This window comes from Chloracidobacterium sp. (genome assembly GCA_016720705.1).
Classification (GTDB): domain Bacteria; phylum Acidobacteriota; class Blastocatellia; order Pyrinomonadales; family Pyrinomonadaceae; genus OLB17.
In genome coordinates this window covers 394169-417774 of record JADKKB010000005.1, presented here as the reverse complement: position 1 = coordinate 417774, position 23606 = coordinate 394169, and the positions used below count along the sequence as shown (strand labels likewise).

Genomic DNA, 23606 nt, shown 5'->3' with positions numbered 1-23606 from the left:
TACATTCTTATTGATGATGCAGGAAATTACAAAGCACGGTAACCACGAACAAAAGCGAATGCCGCTGATCTTTTGGATCGGAGCTATCTTTGTCGTCATTTTTCTATACTTTTTTGGGCTGACGATCCCATTGCTCGGTCCCGATGAATCGCGTTACGCTCAGGTCGCCCGCGAAATGTGGCAAAACGGCGATTGGGTCACGCCGACGCTCGGCGGCGCTCACTGGTTCGAAAAACCCGCTCTGCTCTATTGGCTCGAGATGACCGCCTACTCGATATTTGGCGTCAATGAGTTTGCGGCACGATTCGGTTCTGCGATATTCGGGATCGGAACAGTCGCGTGTCTTGTGCTGCTCGGCAATAGATACGAGGCGTCTCAAGGCCGCCCGCGTCTCGGTCGTTCAGCAGAAGTCGGACGATTTGGCCTTTGGTTAGGTTTGATCGCGGCGACATCGCTCGGGATCATCGTATTTGCTCGCGGGGCGAGTTTTGACATCATCGTCACGTTTCCATTGACGGCATCGCTCGTCGGATACTTCGTCTATGATCAATGCAGTTCCGCATCGGCACGAACTAAGTACGCGGGACTGGTCGCGTTCTATCTATTTATCGGCGTTGCATTGATCGCCAAGGGATTGATCGGGATCGTGTTTCCATTTGCCACGGTCGGCGGCTATCTTTTGCTCTCGAGAAGGTGGCCGAGTCTGTCATTTCTGGTTAGTATCGTCTGGGGAACAATGCTGGCCGCGGCGATCGCTGCGGTCTGGTATTTGCCGATGTATCAACTCCACGGTTGGGAGTTTATAGACGAATTTATCATTAAACATCATTTTCAACGGTTCACGTCAAACAAATACCAGCATCCTCAGCCGTTCATTTTCTTCTTTTGGGTTCTCCCTCTGATGGTTTTGCCGTGGATGCCGGCGTTTTTGGCGGCGTCGTGGACCTTTATACGAAATACCTTTCGGGCAAAGAGTCCGGATGGCTCATCAACGACGGCGGCTACATCATTCCTCTCGGATCCACTTTTGACTTTTTCGTTGGTTTGGCTGATGGTGCCGCTCGCGTTCTTCTCATTTTCCGGATCGAAATTGCCTGGCTACATCCTGCCGGCGGTGCCTCCGGCGATCCTTATCACAGCAGTATTTTTGTATCAGAGACTCGATGCCGCAAAATGGAAAAACGCGGTCATTGCCGGAGCTTTTGGCACCGCGATCGTGAGCGTCATTCTAATACAGTTTGTCGTACCGCGATTTGCGGAGCTTGATTCGACGCGTTCCCTGTTTCAGACCGCGAGTGACCGCGGATACGCCGCAACGAAGGTCGTAAACCTTCATACCACATCGCACAATGCTGAGTTTTACGCGGACGGCAGATTACTTCGCGATGAAACGGGAAAGCTGAAACGATTGTATGGCGTGACGGAGGTCAAAGACGAGATCCTACGCTCGGGTGAACGGACGACATTGGTGCTTGTCCCGCACGAGTATCTACCCGAACTTTTGCGGTACCCGGAACTTCAGTCTGAGGTGCTGCGTGATAATGGCGAACTCGCGATCGTCGCATCGTCACTGAGATAGTCTCGGTGTCAATCTTCGCTAGCCCGGCGGAGTCGATCCATCAACGCTGTCCCAATGCCAGCGTCGGAAACCGACTGGCAATAGACTGTTCTGATCCCTTTCCGATCGCATTCTCGTAAAAACTCGAATATCTCTCGGGCATACTCTGCAACGTCGCGACAGATCATTTTTATCGAAAATCCGTCGGGGACGTCATCGATTCCAATGTATGCATTTCGATGTCCGGAGATAGCGTCGGCCGCGTCCGAGACAATGATCACACGTGCGACCGGCGAATAATGCTTATGTTTCATTCCCGGACTGGACGGAACATCCGACGTGTCGCCACTCACGGCGATAGTTTCCGGAATGACACTGCGAAGATCGTCGATCGAGACCGAACCGCTTCGCAAAACGACGGGCACCTTTCCGGTGCAATCTACGACGGTCGATTCGAGTCCGATCTGAGTCGGGTCGCCTTTCAAAATACAATCTATGCGGCCGTCCAGATCTTCGAGTACTGCTTGCCAGGTGGTCGGGCTTGGGCGTCCGGAAATGTTCGCGGATGGGGCGACGACCGGAACTTCGCACAAGCGAAGAAATCGCCGGGTGGAATCGAGATTCGGCATCCTGACGCCGATCGTATCAAGGCCAGCGGTGGCGTTCATCGGGATACGATCCTGCTTTTTTAACACGATGGTCAGAGGGCCCGGGAAGAAGTTGTCGATAAACTTCTGAGCGGATTCCGTTACATTTGTGACCAGATCGTTCAATTGCACCAGATCGTATATGTGTGCGATCAATGGATTATCGGCAGGGCGTTGTTTCGCTTCAAATATTTTGGCGATCGCGACTTCATCGAACACATTTGCAGCAAGTCCGTACACGGTCTCGGTACCAAACGCCACAATGCCGCCACATTTGATGAATGCTGCGGCTTCTTCGGGTAATGTGGTTGTTACTGTCTTCAAAAGGAGTTTTCTACAAAAGTCCGCCGAGTGCCAAGCCTGACCCTATTTCGCCTCGTAAACAAGAATTTTCTTCTTTTTACCGACGAGAGCCCCAAGAAGCGCTCCGACACCTGCACCGGCCAGGACTATCGGTGCGATAACCGCTCCGACATTGTCGCTACCGCCGGTTGCCCCGACCGCGCCCAGACCAATTCCGACTCCCGCTCCGGCACCAATTGCCGCGCCGATCGCAATCGTCTTGCCCATCGTGCTGCCCCCATATCGATGTACTGACTTGACGCGCGAGATGTCGATCGTCTCTGCCTTGCCTTTGATAGAAATCGAGATTTCCGTTTCTGTAACAACCCCGAGATCGCCCTTTAGCATTTTTCCGTCTTTGGTTTCTACCGACACACGCGTTCCGGCAGCGAGAGTTTTCAGTGCTGCCCAGTCGTCATTGGTCCGCGACTGTCCAAACGACACTAAGGGTTGGCTTAACAGTCCAACCAATATCAATACGATAACGGAGTTTTGCATTTTCATTCTTCTGCCCAGTCTAAATAGTATGGGATTTTGTACCGAGATATTAGCATTTTTCGGTGCGGATACGAACTTGATCGCACGAAACTCATCAACGGTTTATACGCTTCATTGCGGGGACACGGCAGGATCAACTTGACGACGATCGCTACACGCCCGTTCGCCGCGGCGAGTAATTCTGTAAGAAAAGTACGCATCATCTGGAAACCAGCAGAGTTTTGCAGTTTATATGCAAAAAGCCTGAACTATTTCGTCTGAAAGTATAGGCTGGATGAACCAGACGTTTACAAAATGTCGGATCATCAAACAATATTTTAGGCACGATCAGATCTGGTGAGACAGTTTCATATACATCGCCGATCTCATCGGCCTACAGATTCCGGCAGTTCAGATGTAGGGTCACGAAAGCCGGAACAAACCGCATGCTCAACCTTTCGAGGGTTGGGCATGCGTTTTTGCAACAGCGAAATTATCGGATTTAAGCGACGACGACCGACCGAGTGTGGATAAATCCTCTTTCAAGACGTTAAGATAGAATAGTGACGATTGCCGAGAAATTAAAAGATCTGCCCACAGCCTCGGGTATCTATATCCATAAAAATGCCGCCGGCAAGATCATCTATATCGGCAAAGCCAAGAATTTGCGTAGCCGCGTCCGGCAATATTTCCAATCCAGCCGAAACTTCGATCCTAAAACTCGCAATCTGGTCAAACTCATCGCTGATTTTGAGTTTATCGTTGTCGATAACGAGGTCGAGGCACTTGTGCTTGAGTCCAATCTGATCAAAAAGCATAAGCCGCGATTCAACGTCCTGCTAAAGGACGACAAGTCATATCCGCATCTGAAACTAACAAATGAGCCTTTCCCGAAGGTCGTCATTACCAGGCGGATCATTCGCGATGGGTCGCACTATTACGGCCCGTTCCTGCCCGCTGTGTTGGCCCGCAAGACGCTCAATCTTGTCAATCGCGCGTTTCAACTCCGTACTTGCGAGATCGAGATCGACGGAAAGTTGCCGCGGCCGTGCCTCGAGTACCACCTCAAACGCTGTCTCGGGCCGTGTGTTAAAGGCCTTTGTTCGCAGAAGGAGTATCAGGAGGCGGCGGCGGACGTCAAGACTCTGCTCGATGGGCGAAACAAGGATCTGGCAAAGTCGCTCGAGGCTCGAATGTGGCTCTATTCCGAAGAAAGCAAATTTGAACTGGCGGCCAAATACCGCGATCTGCATCGGACGGTTCTCGCACTGAGCGAACAGCAAAAGATGGCGACGACCGCGGATATGGATGTCGACATCATCGGATATTATCGCGAGCAGCACCGACTCGCACTTCAGCTATTCACGATGCGCGAGGGCCGCATCGTCGGGCGCCGAGAGTTTTTTTGGGAGGACCTTGTCGATGACGATACTTTTGACCCGTCAGAGTTTATGGGTGATGTGCTCGCACAATATTATTCGACCGACTATGTGCCGCTTGAGATCCACGTGCCGCACGATTTTAATGACCGCGAGTTGCTCGAACGGGCTTTGACAGATAGGCGCGGACGGCGTGTGAAGATACTTGACCCGAAACGCGGCACCAAACGCAGTCTGGTCGAGCTTGTCGAAACGAATGCAAAGGTAGCATTTGAGCAGCGTTTCCGCGTTCTCAAGCCCGACTCAAAACTCGTGCTCGAAGAACTGCAGGAATTGCTGGAGATGCCTCACTTCCCGGAGAGGATCGAGTCGTTCGATATATCAAATATCTCGGGTGCCGAGAATGTCGCCGGTATTGTTGTGTTTGAAAACGGAAAGCCGGCTAAGGGCGGATATCGGCGATTTATCATCAAGTCCGTCGAAGGTGCAAATGATTTTGCCTCGATGAACGAAGCGGTCTTTCGCCGTTATCGACGAATGACCGACGAGCAGAAACCGCTGCCGCAACTGGTATTCATTGATGGCGGAAAAGGCCAGCTTTCGGCCGCGGCGGCAGCAATGCGATCTCTCGATCTCGAGCAGATAATGCTGGTCGGCCTCGTCAAACCGCCGAAACGCCATAACGAGATCTCGCACCTTCTGGTTTTCGGCCACGAGGATCGCCCGATACCGTTCGACCGCAATTCGCTGGCGTTTCGCCTGATTCTGCACATCCGCGAAGAGACACATAAAACGGCGATCGAATTTCACCGTAAACGTCGTGAAAAGCGGGATTTCACATCGGAGTTATCTGAGATCCCCTTTATCGGCGATAAGCGCAAGATGAAGTTGCTGAGAAACTTCGGTTCGATCGAGCGGATCGCCAAAGCAGACGTGAACGAGCTAAGACCGGTGGTTGGCGTAAAGGCCGCCATTGAGATCTTTAGGCATTTTGACGAGCAGCGTAAACTCGCCAAGTCGTAACCGTTGATGATCGGATCCGGCACCGCTCGACAGCCTTATATTCCAAGATCTATAGCAGCCGAAATGTCTTGCAGGGCAATTGAAAGTTTATTTGCTCTCAGTTATCAAAAAGTGAATCCGTAAAAAAGGTTCAGGTAGTTATTAGCACGTCCGGAATTACCAAAGGCGTACCCGATCATAAAGTACTGCCGGTCGGTCACATCATAGCCGATCCCTGCATTGGAATAGCCAAAACGGTTCTTTCCGCTCGTCCAATCGGCCAAAAGCGTGAGCCGCTTTGTGACCGGTTGCTGCACGCCTAGAAGGACGCCGGTGCGTGTCCCCATATCCGATGTTCCGCCGACAACGTGATAGATACCGCCGGTCAGAGCTAAGTCTTTTGCCGAACTAAACTTCCGGGTTGCGACCGAATAAAGCATCGCCGACGACCGCGTATCCGACGATCGATCGAGCGGTAGATACGCGATCGCCCCGACCGCGACATCGACCCCGACCTTCTCCTGATCCAGAGCCTTAAATTTGATATTCGGTTCAAGTTCGTACTGTGTAGTTCCGCCGTCCTGAGTCGCGTAGAGATTGACCCCGACCTCAAGCCGCTTGTTTACGCCGTATATGACCGAGGGGCCAAATGAGCGAAAACCGCCGCGTTCGAATTTATCAAAGTGAGCGAAAAGGTCGGCCTCGACATAAAACGAACCCTTGTCGTGGATCTCGGCGGTCGGCACCGCAAAGATTGACGTCTGGCCTCCTGCCGTGGAGACAAAAACCACAATAATGGCTGCGATCAGCAAAGGCCACGCAGCGGGAGTAAGGAAACTTGAACGAATTTTCATAATTTGATGGGTTGCATAGATAGTACTAAGACGCAGGTGTTTTCGGCAACTTTGAGCTCCAGATGCGGTCGCACGACAGCCTTCGAAAAGCCGTAGCAATTGCATTTTTGGCCTAATGCGGTGACAATGTTGGGTATTCAAAACAAAAAAACGGAGGCTTTCGAATGAAATCACTACTTACACTTGGACTTATCTTCTTTGCTTTCTCATTTTGCGGACTCGGCGATCGGCTAAAGCAAATGAGCGGCGGCACGTCGGAAACCAATTCAAACACGGCGAGTTCAAGCAACTCAACCGCGCCGGGGACATCGTCATCGGCTGCTGAGAAGCCGAAAGTGACCGCGAGCCAACAGGCGATTATGGACGGCGGCACCGAAACGAAGTGGGACGATCAGGGGCTCTCGTGGAAATTGCCGGCGAGTTGGAAGAAAATGGACGTTAAGAAGGAATCATTCAACTATCAGTCGCCGGACAACGCGTTCCTTTTGGTAAATATCTCGGTTATGCCTGATAGTTTCCCGATGGACACCAGCCTCAAGGCATATCACGACCAAGCCTTGCAACAGTTGAAGAACGGCAAATATGAATCGGTCAGACTCATCGACATCGACGGCGTCACCGGCGTTGAATTTGTCGAAACGATGCCGGAAGACAAGTCGGGCCCCCGCAGACATCAATGGATCGGTTATCGAACGTATCTTGGACAAAAACAGCAACTCAACGTTATGACATCGACCAAGGGCAGCAACTTTGACAAACACTCGGATGATTTCCCGGCGATCTTATACTCAATGAAAGCCGTGAAGTAATTTTCGGGAATATCACAAAGCAATAGAGGATGTCCGAAACGTCAGTATTTATGGAAATTGAACGAAGAATTAAACGCAGATCGAGCAGATAAAGCCGTTATTAAGATAACGCTTTATCTGCTCGATCCGTGAAATCCGCTTTATCCGCATCATCTGCGGTCAAGTAGCCGTCAATTTCCTGTGACTTTCACTTTTCAGACATCCTCTTTTTGCGCTTCACATTAACTTCGATCTTAGTCGTGACGCGTGGGCGAGTCGGCGTGCGGGATAAAGCACATCCGGCATCGAGCCTCATATTTGTCGGCGGCACCGACCTCGACGCGGGCATCCGACTCGACGGTTCGTTGCGAGTAGTTAGCGGTCGCACCACACTTTACACAGATCGCGTGTGTCTTGGTGATAAACTCGGCGATCGACAGTAACTGCGGCATCGGGTCAAACGGTTTACCTGTGTAATCCTGATCGAGTCCGGCGACGATCACTCGTCGCCCCTCGGCGGCGAGTTTATTGACCGCGTCGATGATCGCCGCATCAAAAAACTGTCCTTCGTCGATCCCCACCACCTGTGTGTCATCCAGCACCTGAGCCATCATCTCAGCGGTTGTCGAAACCGGTGTCGAATCGTGTGTCTGGCCGGAGTGTGAGGCGATCTCCTCGTGCGAATAACGGGCGTCGATCTTGGGCTTAAATACCTGCACCCTTTGACGGGCGATGCGGGCCCGCGTTAGACGACGGATCAATTCTTCGGATTTGCCCGAAAACATCGATCCCGCGATCACCTCGACCCATCCTGTTCCGTTTTGTCGTACTTTGCGGCGTTCTTCGGTGTTATCGAACGCAAATTCTTCTACCATAATGTGTTTGCTTGAAATCGAGCGGAATCACAATTATAGATAAAAATATGGTATGTGAGAATTCGGCAGGTGGAATTTTTGTGTGATGTCTCGGATCAGCTTGTGCGAAGGTCGGATCCGGTCATTTCATCGGGTTTTTCGACGCCAAGTATTGCCAGTATTGTCGGTGCCACGTCCGCAAGTGACCCACCGCTCCGAAGTGCCGTGCCATTTAGCCCATCAGCGATAAGGTGGAACGGTACCGGATTAGACGTCGAAGTGCCGTGAGGTTCGCCGGACAGGACATCCGACATTTCTTCGCAATTACCGTGCGAAGAGGTAATTATCGTGACGCCGCCTGCGGCCCTGACGTGCTCGACGATCCCGCCGATACAAGTGTCGATATATTGGATCGCCTCCACCGTCTTTTCGATCTTGCCGGTCTTGGCCGCGAGGTCGCCGGCCGGAATGTTTACAACGTACACGCCGCCGTGCGCAGATTCGAGATTGTGTATGAAAGTATCAACGATCTTGAAACTTTGCGATTCGGGCTGCTGATCGGCCGTTTCCGAACGTGGAGTCGGCAGCAATACGTGCTTTTCACCTTCGAGCTCGGTATTTCTGCCGCCGTTAAAGAAATAGGTGATGTGCGGAAACCGCTCCGATTGGCTGATCTTCACATTTTGGATCCCGGCGGAGGCCAAAACCTCGGTCAGGCCGTTGCTCGACCTTTCCGACCGAAACGCCACAGAAAGTCCAAAATCCTGATCGTATTCCGTCATACAGACAGAGTTGAATGTCGGCTTGGCGGAGCCGAGAGCGTCCGGCACGGACAAAGACCTGACCAACTGGCGCATCGATTCGGCACGATGATTAAAGTAGATTATCGTGTCGCCCTCTGTAATACGGGCGACCGGAGTCCCGAGTTCGGTTTCGAGTACGATCGGGGCAGTAAATTCGTCGGTGATGCCGCGTAGAAACGAATTGCGGATCGCTGACACCGCATCCTCAGACCGGTCGCCTTCGGCGTGGACGAGCATCGTGTATGCCCGTGCGGTGCGTTCCCAGTTGCCCTGGCTGTCCATCGCAAAGTAGCGTCCGCAGAGCGTCGCTACCCTGCCAACTCCGATATCGGCTAATTTGATCTCAAGTGCCTCGACGTAAATATCCGCCGTCCGATTAGGCACATCGACGCCATCCAGTATTCCGTGAATAAAAACGTCAGTCACACCGAAACGCTTAGCCATTCGCAGCAAGCCAAAGATGGTCTCGATCGAGGAATGGACGCCCGCATCGCTCAACATACCGATCAGATGCACGGGCCGGCCATTAGAAAACGCCTGCGCAAATGCGTGTGTGAGTGCCTCATTTTCAAAAAAGCTGCCGCTTTGGATCGCATCTTCGATCCTAAAACTCTCGGACGTCGCCGGCCGTCCGGTCCCGATACTCACGTGGCCAACCTCCGGATTTCCTGCGGATTCGGGCGATTGTCCGACGCGTATGCCGGACGCGGTCAGAGTTGTTTTTGGAAATCGCGCACATACATCGTCGTAATACGGTGTATGTGCGAGAGCGATGGCGTTACCCTCACTACGGGCAGAGTGTCCCCAGCCGTCGAGGATGATGAGTGCAAGCGGTCTGTCTTTCGGAATTCCCATTTTGATCGGTCGTCGGAAACAAAATGCTGAAGAATAACTGCGTTTAGACGCAAGCCAAAAATATATTATAAACGATGCGTGCCGACTGTCGCTAAACTTTTTTCTCAGTAAGCGTTAGGAGCCGGAAGCTCCATCCAGCGGTCAGGATGTTTAAGGCCGCTAAACCCGAATTGGCTGTAAACGCCGTGGGCATCGCGGGTCGCAAGTAACCAGCGCCTGAGTCCCTGCAACTCCGTATGAGCGAGCATCGCCTCCATCAGCCACTTACTCAAACCGCGGCCGCGAAACTCCTGCAAAACAAACACGTCACCAATATACGCGAAGGTTGCCCGATCACTCACAACCCGTGCAAAACCGATCTGGCGATCATTGTCGTATAAGCCGAAACAGATGGAATGACGGATCGCCGCCTCGGTCTGGTCGCGTGTACGGTCACGAGCCCAGTACGATTCGTCATTAAGATACCGCTGGATGACGTCAACGTCGAGCCTCGACCGGTCGGTGCTTATCGTAAGTTGGTCGCGATGCCATTCCATATCAAGCAAGTATTGTGCGGGCCCGGACGCGGAACGCGATCGTTGTGTTGCCCAGATGTGCGTTGACGATCGAACGCAGTTCCCGCATCAAGTCAGGATGCTCACGGGCGATATTAGCAGCAACGGTCATTGCGAACGCCCTAACGGCGACAGGCTCATTCGGATCATCGATCAGACCGATGCACGCATCATACGCCTTGGCCCGGAAACCGATCGGTATCTCGACGAACTGCAACAGCCTTAGGATATTTCGTCGGATCGCCGGATGTGCATCGGTGTGCTCGAGTTGGGCAACGAACTTCCCGAAATACGGCCGGACAAGTTCGTGCCGATGCTCGACACAATACCCGACCGCCGCTGCGGCACGCTGCGAAACTCGATATTCATCGCCCAGAAACAACCGCACTAACTCGGCAAAACGATCGGCGTCGCCGTCAATATAACCGACGACCTTCATCGTTTGCAAGCGTGAATGCTCGGCAAGCAGTGCCTCGCGGATATCCATTACCGGAGCTGGTAAAACGCCTTTCGTCCCGGATATCGGGCAGAATCGCCAAGGTCCTCTTCGATACGCAGCAGTTGATTGTATTTGGCGATACGGTCGCTACGGCAGAGACTGCCCGTCTTGATCTGACCCGCATTGGTCGCGACGGCGAGATCGGCAATAAACGAATCTTCGGTTTCGCCCGAGCGATGCGATATGACCGCGGTCATATTATGGGTCTTGGCAAGCTCGATCGCGTCCAGTGTCTCGGTCAATGTTCCGATCTGGTTGACCTTGATCAGGATCGAATTTGCCGTTCCCTCGTCGATCCCGCGTTGCAAAAACTTGGTATTGGTCACAAAGAGATCGTCGCCGACAAGCTGAACTTTATTGCCGACGGCATCGGTCAGATTCTTCCATCCTGCCCAATCGTTCTCGGCCATTCCGTCTTCGATCGAGATGATCGGATATTTGGAGCACCAATCGGCCCAATACGCCGCCATTTCGTCAGACGAAAGCTCACGTTTGTCGGACTTCTTAAAGACATACTTGCCATTGCTGTAAAATTCGCTTGCCGCCGGATCCAGAGCGATCATCACGTTTTCACCGGCTCGGTATCCTGCCTTTTCGATCGCCTCGAGGATGGTCTCGACCGCTTCGTGATTCGATTTGAGATTTGGTGCAAAGCCGCCTTCGTCGCCGACGGATGTCGAATAGCCCCGCGATTTGAGCACGCCTTTCAGCGTATGAAAGATCTCAGCACCGGTTCGCAGAGCCTCGCTGAAACTCGCGGCACCGACCGGCATTATCATAAATTCCTGAAAATCGACGTTATTATCCGCGTGAGCTCCGCCATTGAGGATATTCATCATCGGCACCGGCAGCGTCTTGGCGTTAGCACCGCCGATATACTTGTAGAGCGGTATTTCGAGCGACGCGGCGGCGGCACGCGCGTTTGCCATCGAAACGGCAAGGATCGCGTTCGCTCCCAGTTTTGATTTATTATGAGTGCCGTCGAGTCCGATCATCGTCTCATCGACAAGCGTCTGATCGAGAGCATCGAGGCCCTCGAGCTCGCGTGAGATCGTCTCGTTGACGTGCTCGACGGCCTTTTCGACGCCCTTGCCAAGGTAACGGAGCTTGTCGCCGTCGCGGAGTTCGACCGCTTCATTCTCACCGGTCGAAGCACCACTCGGGACCGCCGCTCGGCCCATCGAACCGTCTTCTAAAACTACCTCTGCTTCGATCGTCGGATTGCCCCTCGAATCGAGTATCTCTCTCGCCCAGATCTGTTCTATATAACTCATTTTTATATTATGCTCCTAAGAACTTTATTTAATCCCTATTTATCGGCATTTTGAGTGCCGCGCCACTTATACCTCGGCGACCCGAGGCGCCGATCGAGTCAATCTGACCTCGATAATGCGGCGTTTATCTACCTTTTCGATAGTAAAAATATGGCCGTTGAATGGAACCGTCTCGCCCTCGGCCAACAGTTGGCCGGACTCGGCCATCAGAAATCCGGCGATCGTTGTATAGCCGTCTGAGACCGGAATACTGATTTCCAGACGACGGTTAAGATCACGCACTGCAAGGCCGCCATCGAGCAGATAACTGCCGTCCGCCTGCTGGTCGATCTGTTCGTTGACTTCCTCGTCGTGCTCGTCGGAGATATCACCGACGATCTCTTCTAGCAGGTCTTCGATTGTGATAATGCCCTCCACGCCGCCGTGCTCATCGACGACAAAGCCAAAGTGAAACTTCTCTTTCTGCATCTGCCGCAGGACATCTTCGAGCTTTGCGGTATCGACCACATAATTAGGCTTGTGGATGACGCTTTCGATCTTGAAAGATCTCGATTTTTGCGTGAACGCTAGAAGGTCTTTGCTGTGGATCACGCCGACGATATCATCGAGCGAGTCCCGATAGACCGGCAAACGCGAGTAACCGTGTTCGCCAAATGATCTGGCGATCGCCTCAAACGAACTGCCCGCGGCGATCGCTACGATCTCGGTTCGCGGTATCATCGCTTCCTTGACGGTCGTTTCCGAAAACTCGAACACCTTGTTGATCAGCTTTTGCTCTTCGGCATTGATCTGTCCGCTCTCCTGTGACAGTTTGATCAAATGGCGGATCTCGTCCTCACTATAGCTCGAACCGTGCTCGCCGGACGGAAGCAGACCGAATAGGCGAACGGTCCGAGTACCGGTCCAGTCAAGAGCCCTGATCGGGTAACTGAATATCTTGTAAAAAACCTCGAGCGGCAAAGCTACGAGCATCGCGATGCGTTCCGAAAGTTCGAGAGCGGCCGTTTTCGGTGCAAGTTCGCCAAAAACAATGTGCAGGAAAGTGATAAATGAGAACGCGATCGCAAACGAGATCGCGTGCATCACCGGGCCCGACGCGAGAAATGCAGCACCTGTGACCTGCCCTAAATACACCAGAGCCGGCTCGATCAATCCTGCGACCGCCGGTTCGCCGACCCAACCGAGGCCGAGCGAGGCCAGCGTGATGCCCAACTGTGTCGCCGAGATATAGGCACTTAGGTTGTTAAGTATGTTGAGTACACGCTGGGCAGAACGGTTGTCGGCCGCGAGTGCCTCGATCCGTGTCTTACGCACAGCGACAAGGGCAAACTCGCTCGCGACAAAAAAGCCGTTTGCGAGCACCAGAAAAACTACCAAGAGCAACTTGGAAATTGATATTAAAGCGGTAGGTTCGTCCACAGCGGTGGTTGAGTCGAAGAAAAATGCGAACGAACTAGCAGGGTCATCCATCAGTTATGTCAGGTTAATATTTTCCTGAGTCGGCCATCAGCACAACTCGGGCGTCACACGCAATAGCGGTGATTTGCCAAAAGTATAGCATACCTCAAATAGGCTCGATAACTGAATCGATCAGTTCCTGAATGAGCATTCGGCAAGAACCGCATCCGCCGCCGGCATTGCACGCCGTAGTCACGGCGTCAACAGAATCGGCATTATTTTGCTCGATAACGGCTCGGATCGTGTTTTCGCCAACGCCGAAACAGCTACAGATCAAAGGGTCGTCGCCGTGAAATCCGGCAATTCGCCGCTCGCGGCAATTGGCAAATGCGTTGCGGACGGCGGCGATACACGTTGCGGCACAATGACGACGTTCGTGCGGGATCGGCCCGACGATCGTTGAAATAGTCTCGGCCAGATCTATTTGCTGCAGGCCGCCGAGGCTGTTCAAATGTCGGCCCGAAAGGTGAGAAGACAGGGCGTCCGCCACCGCGACCATATATCCGCAACCGTTTGAATTAAATCGGACGCCGGTCACAGCTTTTCCGTCAATGCTAAGACTTATCGAAAATCTGACTACCGAACCGCACGCGAGATCGACGTCCGCGCCGAACCCATCGGCATCGGCCGCGATGCCCGCATTTTTCGGCCGCAGGCTAAGTTCGAGTATCTCGGGCGTAAGTTGAGTCACAGCTAAATGTTAACGATAAATGTCACACCGGCAAATCGACGGCACAATTCTTTTACAAATCGCGGCCTGTCCATTAACATAGCAGTGTCTATGAAATCGGCATTACTTATTACACTCGTCTTGATTCCCTTGATGTTTGTCGGCTGTCGGCCCGCAGCGGCACCCGTTGCGGTGTCTAACCGGCCGGTCTCGGTAAATGATGTCCCGCAGCCCGGCGTACCTATGCCGCCATCCAAGCCGCTTACGGAAATGGAATGGACGACCACCGACGGTTTTGTAAACAAGCTGGGCAGCTATCAGGGAAAAGCAGTCATCCTGGACTTTTGGGCGACGTATTGTGGGCCGTGCCGCGAAGAGATCCCGCACCTTAACGCCTTACTCGAAAAATATGGCCCGGACAAACTCGTCGTCATCGGACTGAACGTCGGCGGACAGGAAGATATCGACAAGGTGCCCGAGTTTACCAAATTGACCAAGATCAATTACCCGATCGCCGTCCCCGAAGACGCCCTTAACCGCTTCATATTTGCCGAAACGAGTTCGATCCCGCAAACTGCGATCTTCGACCGTTCGGGTAAGCTGGTACAAAAATTTGTAGGCTATGGCGCGGGCGTTAAAATTGACCTCGAAAAGGCCGTTGAGACCGCAGTCAATAGCAATTGAACCTTAGATCAAATGAGAGACATTCCGGTCGGTAACGGTAGCCTGCTTGTTAATTTTGACGACAAATACCAAATTCGTGATATATACTTTCCGCACGTCGGTCAGGAAAATCATAGTGAGGGCTTTCCATTTCGTTTTGGCATCTGGGTCGATGGAACCTTTTCTTGGATATTTGCGGACGAATGGACCCGCACACTCAGATACGTCGACAATGCTCCCGTCACTGATGTAACTCTCACAAATGACCATCTCGGGATCGAGATCAAATGCTGCGATGCCGTCGCTGAGGCGCAAAACGTGTTCATCCGCCGGATTACCGTCCGCGACCTGCATTCACAGTCACGCGAGGTCCGCGTTTTTCTTCATCAGGACTTTCGTTTATACGAGAATAAGGTCGGCGACACCGCCTTTTACGACCCCGAAACTCTCGCACTCATTCATTACAAAAAGCATCGCTATTTTTTGGTGAATACATATCCGCATTTCGATCAGTTTGCGACCGGGCGAAAGGCCTTTCGAAATAGCGAAGGCACGTGGCGCGATGCCGAGGACGGCGACCTGCAGGGCGGAGCGATCACTGAGGGTTCGGTGGATTTCACCATCGGGGTGCATCTCGCTCTGGAGGCCAACGGTCAGGCTGAGTTTCACTATTGGATCGCCGCCGGCACGGCGCACAGTGAGGTCGAGGCGATCAACAGCAAGATCATAAAGGCCGGTGCGGAGAGCTTTATCAGCCACGCGACCGGCGGTTCACTGGCTTGGCTCGAAGAGGGCAGTCTAGCCATTTCCGGCCTTTCAGAGACCGCTTTCAAACTATACCGGCGAAGTTTGCTGATCATCCGCACGCAGATCGATATGCACGGAGCGATCATTGCAGCCAATGACAGCGAGGTGACCGAACGGGCGACCGATCATTATAGTTACCTATGGCCGCGAGATGGGTCATTTGTCGCCAACGCAATGGATCAGGCGGGATACTCGTCGTATTCACACAATTTCTTTGATCTCTGCTCACGCATCGTCCACGAACGCGGCTATTTTCTCCAAAAATATAACCCCGATGGATCGGTCGGTTCCGGATGGCATTCGTATTGGGATAAATACACCAAGAAACCTATGTTGCCGATCCAGGAGGATGAGACGGCACTCGTACTCTGGGCTCTCTGGGAGCATTATTCGATGCATCCGGATGAGGAGTTTGTCGGGGAACTCTATCAGAGCCTGATCGTAAAATGTGCCAACTTTATCGCCGGATTTCGCGACCCTGAAACGAAGCTTCCGAAGCCGAGCTGGAATCTGTGGGAGGACCGCCGCGGTGTGCATACGTTTACGTGTGCAACGGTCGTTGCGGGGCTGCGGGCAGCCGTAAATTTTGCAAATATGTTCGGTGACAGCGATCTAGCGGTTAATTATGCCGCCGCCGCAAATGAGATCGTCGATGCGATGCGTGAGCATCTGTATAGCCACGAGCTGGGCCGATTTTTGCGAGGGCTTTTGGCAAATGGCGACGACTCGCTCTACCCTGACCCGACCATTGACGCCTCGCTATTCGGTATTTTCTATTTTGGCTGTTTTACTCCCGACGACCCGATGGTCGTAAATACGATGGCGGCGATCGAGGCAACCTTGACCAATAAAACGGCCGTGGGCGGCGTCGCTCGATTTGAAAATGACGGCTATATGCGTGAAAGCGACTCCGTCACCGGCAATACCTGGTTCATCTGCTCGCTGTGGCTTGCCGAATTTTATATCGCTCGAGCAAAGTCGGCGGACGAACTCGAACAGGCTCGCAATATTATCGAATCGACGGCCGGGCTCGCAATGCCTTCGGGTGTGCTGGCCGAACAGATCGAACCCATTTCGGGCCAGGCCGCTTCGGTTTCGCCGCTCACCTGGTCACACTCGACGTATGTCGCGACGGTTTTGAGTTTTTCCAAAAAGCTAAGCTCATTTACCACCAAATAGTGATCGCGGTAATGGCCAACCCGCCGGATTACTTTGCTTTGCCTCTTAGAATCTCCGCAACTTTGCGTTAGAATCAAAGCAATGCGAAGAGCTAAGATCCTGGCCACACTCGGCCCCGCGACGAAAGACCAAACCACCATCGAAACAATGATCTCCGCCGGCGTTAACGCCGTCCGGATCAATATGTCACACGGAACTGTCGACGAACACACCACCGCTGTCTCGACGGCACGGGCCGCGGCGGCAAATGTCGGCAAGCCTTTGGCAATACTCGTAGATCTGTCCGGCCCGAAGATCCGCACGCGTACGTTGAAAGACGGCCAAAGCGTGATCCTCCGCGACGGTGCGGGGTTCACCATAACGACGCGAGACATTGTCGGCGACGAAACTATCGTCTCAACCACGTTTGCCGAACTTCCTGACTCGGTCACGCCCGGTGCACGGATCTTGCTCGACGACGGTGCTCTCGAGCTCATTGTCGAATCTAAAACTGCGACGGACGTCATCTGCCGCGTCGTAACGGGCGGCGTGTTGAGCGAGAGAAAAGGCATCAATCTGCCCAATACGCCGCTGCCGATACCTTCGCTCACGGAAAAGGACCGCGTCGACCTCGAATGGGCAATGGCCCAGAATGTCGATTACATCGCACTTTCATTTGTCCGAACTGCGGCCGATTGCAAAGAGGTCAAGGACATTATCAAGCGACTGAATAAGCGTAAGCTTGGGCGTGCCCTGCTCGTCGCCAAGATCGAGAAAGCGGAGGCGATCGAGAATCTAATAGAGATAATTGAGGAAACCGACGGCCTGATGGTCGCTCGCGGCGATCTCGGAGTCGAGACTAGCGTCGAACTCGTTCCCGTTTACCAAAAGCGGATCATCGAGCTTGCCGTCGCCCACGACAAATTTGTCATCACCGCGACGCAGATGCTGCAATCGATGATCGAAAATCCGTTTCCGACCCGTGCTGAGGCCTCGGATGTCGCCAATGCCGTGTGGGATGGAACGGACGCCGTGATGCTCTCGGCCGAGACAGCCAGCGGTAAGTTTCCGGTCGAATCGGTCAAAACAATGGTCAAGATCATCGACTCGGCGGAGACGATCAAGCCTGAAATGCTCAAAAAACCGGTCAAGCTCACGCAACCGCCGTCCGGACGGACAAGCCAGGCACTATGCAAGGCCGCCGCCTACGCCGCCAAGGAGATCCGGACCGAAAAGATCGCTGTATTCACGGAATCAGGCCTGATGGCCAGACGACTTTCAAACGTGCGTTCCGGGCTTCAGTCCTTTGCACTTACGACATCGCAGGACGCCTGTAATCAGCTTGCGTTGATCTGGGGAGTCACGCCGCACCTGCACGAAGACCGCGGTACGACCGGCGAAATGCTCACCGTCGGCGAGCAAACGCTACTGGAGACCGGGGCGGTGAATGTGGGGGAAACGATCATTATGATGGCTGGCCGCCTTTCCGGTTTTGGACTTTCGAGCTCAGTGATCGTGTGGACGGTGGGTGCCCATCTAGCGGAACGCTGATCTGATCCTCCCGTGCATCAGCCAATATTGCCGAGGCAAATGATCAGCCGATCTTTTGGTTAACGATCTGCATTATCTCAGTTTCCTGCACGATAGTTCGCTTTTCGATCTCGGAGCCTTCCGTCAATATTTCATCCGCAAATGCTCGGTCTTTGAGGCCCGCCGCGTTGATTTTGACATTCAGAAACGCTCCCATAATCGCCGAACGGGCGCAAAGAGCTCCGACGCCGGCGTCTGTCACAGAATTTGGGTTTCCGTTTTCGGCCATTGCCCGTATCACTTCAAATGCGTCAAACGTCCGCCGCATCGTTCGGAGAGGCACCTCGGTCGCGTATTTGGTCGCCTGCTGAATGGCGTCAGTGCGGGCCGACCTTTCTTCGGCGGTAGTTTTGGGCAAGCCGAATGCGTCCATCACGAGGTTAAATGAGTTAGTGTCTTCGTCAACAAGTGCGAGCAGATCGTCCTTGATCAATTGTGCCCTGACCGCCTGATCCGAAAACTCTTCCCAACGGTCATCCCAACCCGCCTTGTGCGAAGAGAGATTAGCGACCATCGCCGCCAGTGCCGCACCCAACGCCCCGAGATAAGCCGAGATCGAACCGCCGCCCGGCGCCGGTGATTCCGACGCGGTTTCGTCGGCAAATTCGACACAGGTCATATCGACGAGCCTCTTTACAGATTCTCCGGCGGCAATTACGTATTCGATGATCTTTTCGTCCGCAATAAAGGGTTTGAGATCGTCGAGCCCCATCGATCTGATCGCGATCTTAATGATCTCGGCGTCGGTAATACCGAGCGACCGCTGCTGTTTCGTCAAATAATATTCTCCGGCATCGATGATCGCCTTTTTTGGAACGAGGCCGACGATCTCGAGGCCCGTAACCCGAATTCCGCGCGATCGAGCCTTTTCGCTGACCTCGTCAAAGGCGACGTGAAGCGGCGTTTCGCTGAGGTTTGTGATATTCATCGACACCTGAGCGATGCCGTATTCCTCGATAAACCAGCCGATCGCCTTGGTTCCCTTGAGCGTACCGGGCAGCATCACCGGTTCGCCGTTATCATCGACCACGGCTTTGCCGGTGATCGGGTTGCCCTCACGCAGCGGGCGTCCCTTTTCGCGAACGTCGAAAGCAATGGCGTTTGCCCGCCGCGTCGAGGTCGTGTTCAGATTGAAATTTACCGCGATCAGAAAGTCTCGAGCCCCCACGGCCGTCGCACCGGAACGTGCCACGGTCTCCGTAAATTCAGCGGGGCCAAAGTCGGGCTGCCAATCGTCGCTCACAAGCCTTTCGGGCAGCGCTTCGTACTCGCCCTCGCGACAGTTGGCGAGATTGCGGCGATCGTCTTGGAATGCCGCATCTTCGTAGCAATATACAGGGATCGAAAGTTCGCTGCCGATACGTTTGGCAAGTCGCCGGGCATACTCGGCCGTCTCATCCATCGTGACGCCCGAAATCGGCACCAGTGGGCAAACATCTGTCGCCCCAAAGCGCGGATGGTCGCCTCTGTGATGGCGCATATCGATCAGTTCCTGAGCCATTTTAACGGCGGCAAAGGCTGCTTCGATGACAGCCTCGGGCTCACCGACGAAGGTAACTACGGTGCGATTGGTGGTCGCCCCGGGATCGACATCGAGCAGTTTGACGCCGTCGATCCGTTCGATCTCATCGGTGATCTGTTTGATCACGCCCATATCGCGGCCTTCGCTAAAGTTTGGGACACATTCGATCAGCTTTTTCATAAACAATAGTTGATCTAAAAATGATAAGCGAAAACCGTGCTTTCTCCAATTTGGGTTGCTCAGCCGCTACGAGCTACATCTTTACGGCGGTGATTATCTCGGTATCGTTGAGCATACCGGCCATATTCCTATCGTCGGACAAAGGCTCGATAACAAACTTCTCGATCGTACCCGTTTGGTCCCACATCGTGGTCACGAAAGGATAATCGACGGAAAAAGTACCTTTTCCGCTCTCACCGAACGGAGTTATCCACGTCGGAGGTCTGACCTGCGTCCATTTAACAACATAGTCGCGGTCAAAATAGTAATAATAGTCCTGTCCGCGCCAATAGATATGCCACCATCCGACCAACCACTCCGGTACAGGCACGAACTGAGGCGAAGAGAAATATAGCTCGATATCAAGCCAGCCTTCGAGCTTAAATGGGTCGTACGGCAAATCGCCCCGAACCCGACGCAGAACGTCATATTCCGACAACAGAGCCTCCTGAGTAAACGGCGGTCGCCGGTGCATACTGTGCTCTGTTCCGTCGCCCTGTCCGGCGGCCGCCCGAACAAGAAACGGCCCTTCGAAATCAAGTGCTACGTCGACGTGATACTTTTTGTGTCGCAAAATATCACCGTATTTCGGCCTGAGCCCGGCCGCAGGGGTGACCCACGCGTCAGTTTTGTACATATAACCGAGAGCCTGCTCTAGATTGAACCAGTTGGTGATGTCCTTAATTCCGATCTGCTGGGCATACCAATTGACGAATCCATTACAAGCCGTCATACGGCCTCCGGCTTCCCAGTTGGCCATCAGGACCAAGTGACTTGTGTTAGTAAGCCTTGAAAACTCGTTTTGGTAAAACGGCGGATTCTGATTCGACGTGTAAATGGCATTGAATGGCAGATTTGCGTCAATGACGTTGCGGGCTCGATCTCGTATATTCTCCATTTCAACCTCCAGAGAATGAAGATTCGGAGAAACTGCCGGGAAAGACAAATTCTCCGGCGCCTATCAAAAGATTATGCTCAAATGGCTTTAGTTACAAGCGCCGAAAGAGGCGTGAATGCACGGCCGATCAATCGCCGCGCATCGCGTGGACCGGATCGAGATTGGCCGCTCGCCACGCCGGATAGATGCCGGCGACGAGACCGATCAGCATCGACGTGAAAAAGCCCGAAACCACAGCCCACAGCGGAACAACTGTCGGAAAACTGATGGCAAGCCGGATGAGCAATGCCGCAGCCAGACCGATGAGAATACCGATAATACCGCCAAACCCCGTCAATACCACGGCCTCAGTCAAAAACTGAAAGAGAATGTCGGATTTTTTTGCACCGACCGCCCGCCGGATCCCAACCTCGGCAGTGCGTTCGGTAACTGAGACAAGCATTATATTCATTACGCCAAGGCCGCCTACCAGAAGGCTTGCGAGTGCGATCGGAACGACGATGGCCGCAAGGCCCGAGATAGCTTGATTGACGACTTCAAAGATCTGCTCCGCCTTATTGGCTCCAAAATTATTGGGCTCATTTGGCCCGACGCCGCGTCGCTGGCGCAGTACGGCCGAGACCTCGTCGAGTGCCTCGTCAGTTTTGCCCTGAAATGCTCTGACGCAGATCACGGTATTTTTGATCTCGGGATAAAATTTCAGAGCAGTTTCAAATGGGATGTAAACCGAGCGCAGCTCGATATCGTCACTGCCGATCACGCCCTGGCCCGCCGGATCAGCGACGACGCCGACCACCCGGAATATGCGGCCATTGATCTTAACGGTCTGATCGATCGGGTCGCTGTCTTCGAAGATCTGGGTCGCGATGCGGTGGCCGAGCACGGCGACGGCACTCCTGTTTTTTCGTTCGTAATCTGTAAAAAAGCGTCCGGATGCGAGAGTGATCGAACTTATCTCAGGATAATTTTCCCAGACGCCGAGGATCAACGGATTAAAACCCTCGCGGCCATTTCCGTTGATCTTTGGCGGATTTGCGGTCGGGCCGTAATCGCCGATCACTTTCTGCGGCGAAACCGCCTTAAGCCCCGGCAACGCTGCTATCGCGAGGGCGTCCTCGTACGTCAGTTCCTTCCGCTGACGTTCCTCGGCCGTCGGTGTTTCAAACGAAGGCCCGATCTTCGCTCCTTTTGTAAAATAGATTGCATTCGGCGATGACTCTTCCGTCACGGCGGCGACCCTTTCGGAAAGTCCTGTGAGGATCGCTCCGACCATCGAGACGACCGCCGTTCCGATGATCACGCCCGTCAGGGTCAGTGCGGCACGCAGTTTGTACGACCACAGCGACGCAAACACCGCTGTGACCGTATCTTTGGCAATTTGGAGGTTTAGACTCATATACCCACTATTCGCTGCGAAGAGCCTCGATCGGATCGAGTTTTGCCGCTCGACGCGCCGGTATCACACCAAATACGATACCCACGAAACAGGACATCAAGATCGCCGTGACCACCGATCCGATAGGCATAAACAGCGGTAGAGCGGTGATCCACGCGACCAACTCGATCAGCAAAAATGCAAATGTAACTCCGCAGATACCGCCGGCGATCGTGAGCAGCAACGCCTCGAACAAGAACTGCGTCAGGATGTCACGCCGCGTTGCCCCGATCGCCAAACGGATCCCGATCTCACGCGTCCGTTCGGTAACGGATGCGAGCATCATATTCATAACCACGATGCCGCCCACCGCCAATGCGATCAGAGTCAGAGGGAAAGTGATCACCCCGATCAGGCCGGTCAGATTCGACGTAAATGTCTGAACACTCTTGGCGGTAACCAGGCTGAAATCATCACCGACGTCTGAGTCCAACTTACGGCTCAGTCGTACTCCCAACCGCAGTGCCTCCTCGGTCTCTGCGACCGACAGTCCGGCTGAGGCCAGCGACCTGGCAAGTATCGAGATCGAACGGGTTCGTTCACCGAAGATCTTTGAGAATGTCCCCAGCGGTATCAGAGCAAATCCATCCTGTGACGACCCGAATATCGACCCACGAGGTTCGGCAACGCCAATGACCGTGTAAGGAAGTTGGCCGATCCTCAGTTCTTTGCCGATCGGACTCTCGGTCGGATACAGGCCGTCTGCCACGTCGGCGCCGATGATACAGACATTTCGCCGAAGTTCATCGTCGGTGCCGTTAAATTCGCGTCCGGTGGCGACCTTTAACGTCGTGAGTTGTGTGATGTTTGGCGTAACACCCTGGATCGAGATGCCGTTGAGTGTCTTGCCTGCATTTCGGACCGGTAACGAGGCCGTGACCTCAGCACCCATCTCAAGTTGTGTCTCAAAACGCTTTCGCAATGCGTCGAGGTCATCGGGCAAGATATCCGGCCGTTTTGCAAGAGCGGTCACAAAGGCCTGTCCGTCACCCGAAAAATCCTGAAACGCGGCCTTTTCGAGCCGGACTACGTCAGGTGCAAAATTAGCTACCTGACTGACCACAAATGCACTTGCTCCGGCAAGTAACGCCGAGACGATCGCTACTGAGGCAACACCGATCATCACCGAAACTACAGTCAGGATCGACCTGAGTTTACTGCCCAGAAGTGAGCCGCCGGCGATAGTTAAAAACTCCAGCCAATGTCTGAATTCGATTTGTAGGGTCTTTATGATCAATATCTCTTCGAACCTCGGGATGTGATTCGCCGATATTTCAAATTTGGTTTACAACAGACGGAA

Annotated in this window: 20 protein-coding genes; 6 read left to right on the top strand and 14 right to left on the bottom strand. The window is 53.4% G+C overall.

Annotated features, from left to right (window positions below; genetic code table 11):
- The first annotated feature begins 13 nt into the window (after positions 1-13).
- Complete coding sequence (locus IPQ00_05110; protein ID MBL0239940.1) at positions 14-1579, top strand: hypothetical protein; 1566 nt, start codon at positions 14-16, stop codon at positions 1577-1579.
- Between the two features lie 8 nt (positions 1580-1587).
- Here the strand turns inward: IPQ00_05110 and IPQ00_05105 are convergent, their stop codons facing one another.
- Positions 1588-2529, bottom strand: coding sequence for a threonylcarbamoyl-AMP synthase (locus tag IPQ00_05105; protein MBL0239939.1), 942 nt, complete (start codon positions 2527-2529; stop codon positions 1588-1590).
- A 42-nt stretch (positions 2530-2571) separates the two neighbouring features.
- The gene (locus IPQ00_05100; protein ID MBL0239938.1) at positions 2572-3045 is read right to left on the bottom strand and encodes a hypothetical protein; all 474 of its coding nucleotides are present in this window, start codon (positions 3043-3045) and stop codon (positions 2572-2574) included.
- A 542-nt stretch (positions 3046-3587) separates the two neighbouring features.
- Here IPQ00_05100 and uvrC point away from each other — a divergent pair.
- Complete coding sequence (gene uvrC / locus IPQ00_05095; GenBank protein MBL0239937.1) at positions 3588-5426, top strand: excinuclease ABC subunit UvrC; 1839 nt, start codon at positions 3588-3590, stop codon at positions 5424-5426.
- A gap of 104 nt (positions 5427-5530) precedes the next feature.
- Here the strand turns inward: uvrC and IPQ00_05090 are convergent, their stop codons facing one another.
- Entirely contained in the window at positions 5531-6259 is a 729-nt protein-coding gene (locus IPQ00_05090; protein ID MBL0239936.1) for a hypothetical protein, read from the bottom strand.
- Positions 6260-6423: 164 nt separating this feature from the next.
- Here IPQ00_05090 and IPQ00_05085 point away from each other — a divergent pair, with 164 nt between their 5' ends.
- A complete protein-coding gene (locus IPQ00_05085; protein MBL0239935.1) occupies positions 6424-7068 on the top strand; it encodes a hypothetical protein in 645 nt (214 codons plus the stop codon).
- A gap of 233 nt (positions 7069-7301) precedes the next feature.
- Here IPQ00_05085 and IPQ00_05080 read toward each other — a convergent pair whose 3' ends face one another.
- The 7 genes from IPQ00_05080 to IPQ00_05050 all read right to left on the bottom strand — a co-directional run bounded on the left by IPQ00_05080 (position 7302) and on the right by IPQ00_05050 (position 14035).
- Positions 7302-7922, bottom strand: a complete 621-nt coding sequence (locus IPQ00_05080; protein MBL0239934.1) for a thymidine kinase — start codon at positions 7920-7922, stop codon at positions 7302-7304.
- 95 nt (positions 7923-8017) lie between these two features.
- Positions 8018-9559 carry a 2,3-bisphosphoglycerate-independent phosphoglycerate mutase gene (locus IPQ00_05075; protein ID MBL0239933.1) on the bottom strand — a complete coding sequence of 514 codons (1542 nt, stop codon included), beginning with the start codon at positions 9557-9559 and terminating at the stop codon, positions 8018-8020.
- 104 nt (positions 9560-9663) lie between these two features.
- Complete coding sequence (locus IPQ00_05070; protein ID MBL0239932.1) at positions 9664-10095, bottom strand: GNAT family N-acetyltransferase; 432 nt, start codon at positions 10093-10095, stop codon at positions 9664-9666.
- Position 10096: 1 nt separating this feature from the next.
- Positions 10097-10600 carry a hypothetical protein gene (locus IPQ00_05065; GenBank protein MBL0239931.1) on the bottom strand — a complete coding sequence of 168 codons (504 nt, stop codon included), beginning with the start codon at positions 10598-10600 and terminating at the stop codon, positions 10097-10099.
- Positions 10600-11886, bottom strand: coding sequence for a phosphopyruvate hydratase (gene eno / locus IPQ00_05060; protein MBL0239930.1), 1287 nt, complete (start codon positions 11884-11886; stop codon positions 10600-10602). Before eno ends, IPQ00_05065 begins: the two co-directional genes overlap by 1 nt.
- Before the next feature lie 66 nt (positions 11887-11952).
- Positions 11953-13356, bottom strand: a complete 1404-nt coding sequence (locus tag IPQ00_05055; protein ID MBL0239929.1) for an HlyC/CorC family transporter — start codon at positions 13354-13356, stop codon at positions 11953-11955.
- Positions 13357-13450: 94 nt separating this feature from the next.
- The gene (locus IPQ00_05050; GenBank protein MBL0239928.1) at positions 13451-14035 is read right to left on the bottom strand and encodes a (2Fe-2S)-binding protein; all 585 of its coding nucleotides are present in this window, start codon (positions 14033-14035) and stop codon (positions 13451-13453) included.
- A 90-nt stretch (positions 14036-14125) separates the two neighbouring features.
- On the opposite strand from IPQ00_05050, the gene IPQ00_05045 reads away from it, so the two are divergent.
- From IPQ00_05045 to pyk, 3 genes are all read left to right on the top strand, one after another.
- Positions 14126-14698: a redoxin domain-containing protein gene (locus IPQ00_05045; GenBank protein MBL0239927.1), complete on the top strand. Its 573-nt coding sequence runs from the start codon at positions 14126-14128 to the stop codon at positions 14696-14698.
- A gap of 12 nt (positions 14699-14710) precedes the next feature.
- Positions 14711-16663 (top strand): glycoside hydrolase family 15 protein, encoded by a 1953-nt coding sequence (locus IPQ00_05040; GenBank protein ID MBL0239926.1) that lies wholly within the window; start codon positions 14711-14713, stop codon positions 16661-16663.
- A gap of 81 nt (positions 16664-16744) precedes the next feature.
- A complete protein-coding gene (pyk, locus tag IPQ00_05035; GenBank protein ID MBL0239925.1) occupies positions 16745-18193 on the top strand; it encodes a pyruvate kinase in 1449 nt (482 codons plus the stop codon).
- Positions 18194-18236: 43 nt separating this feature from the next.
- Here pyk and ftcD read toward each other — a convergent pair whose 3' ends face one another.
- The 4 genes from ftcD to IPQ00_05015 form a co-directional block, all read right to left on the bottom strand.
- Positions 18237-19934, bottom strand: a complete 1698-nt coding sequence (gene ftcD / locus IPQ00_05030; protein ID MBL0239924.1) for a glutamate formimidoyltransferase — start codon at positions 19932-19934, stop codon at positions 18237-18239.
- 73 nt (positions 19935-20007) lie between these two features.
- Positions 20008-20871 carry a hypothetical protein gene (locus IPQ00_05025; protein MBL0239923.1) on the bottom strand — a complete coding sequence of 288 codons (864 nt, stop codon included), beginning with the start codon at positions 20869-20871 and terminating at the stop codon, positions 20008-20010.
- A 127-nt stretch (positions 20872-20998) separates the two neighbouring features.
- Positions 20999-22267, bottom strand: coding sequence for an ABC transporter permease (locus IPQ00_05020; protein MBL0239922.1), 1269 nt, complete (start codon positions 22265-22267; stop codon positions 20999-21001).
- A 7-nt stretch (positions 22268-22274) separates the two neighbouring features.
- Positions 22275-23543, bottom strand: coding sequence for an ABC transporter permease (locus tag IPQ00_05015; GenBank protein MBL0239921.1), 1269 nt, complete (start codon positions 23541-23543; stop codon positions 22275-22277).
- Positions 23544-23606 lie beyond the last annotated feature (63 nt).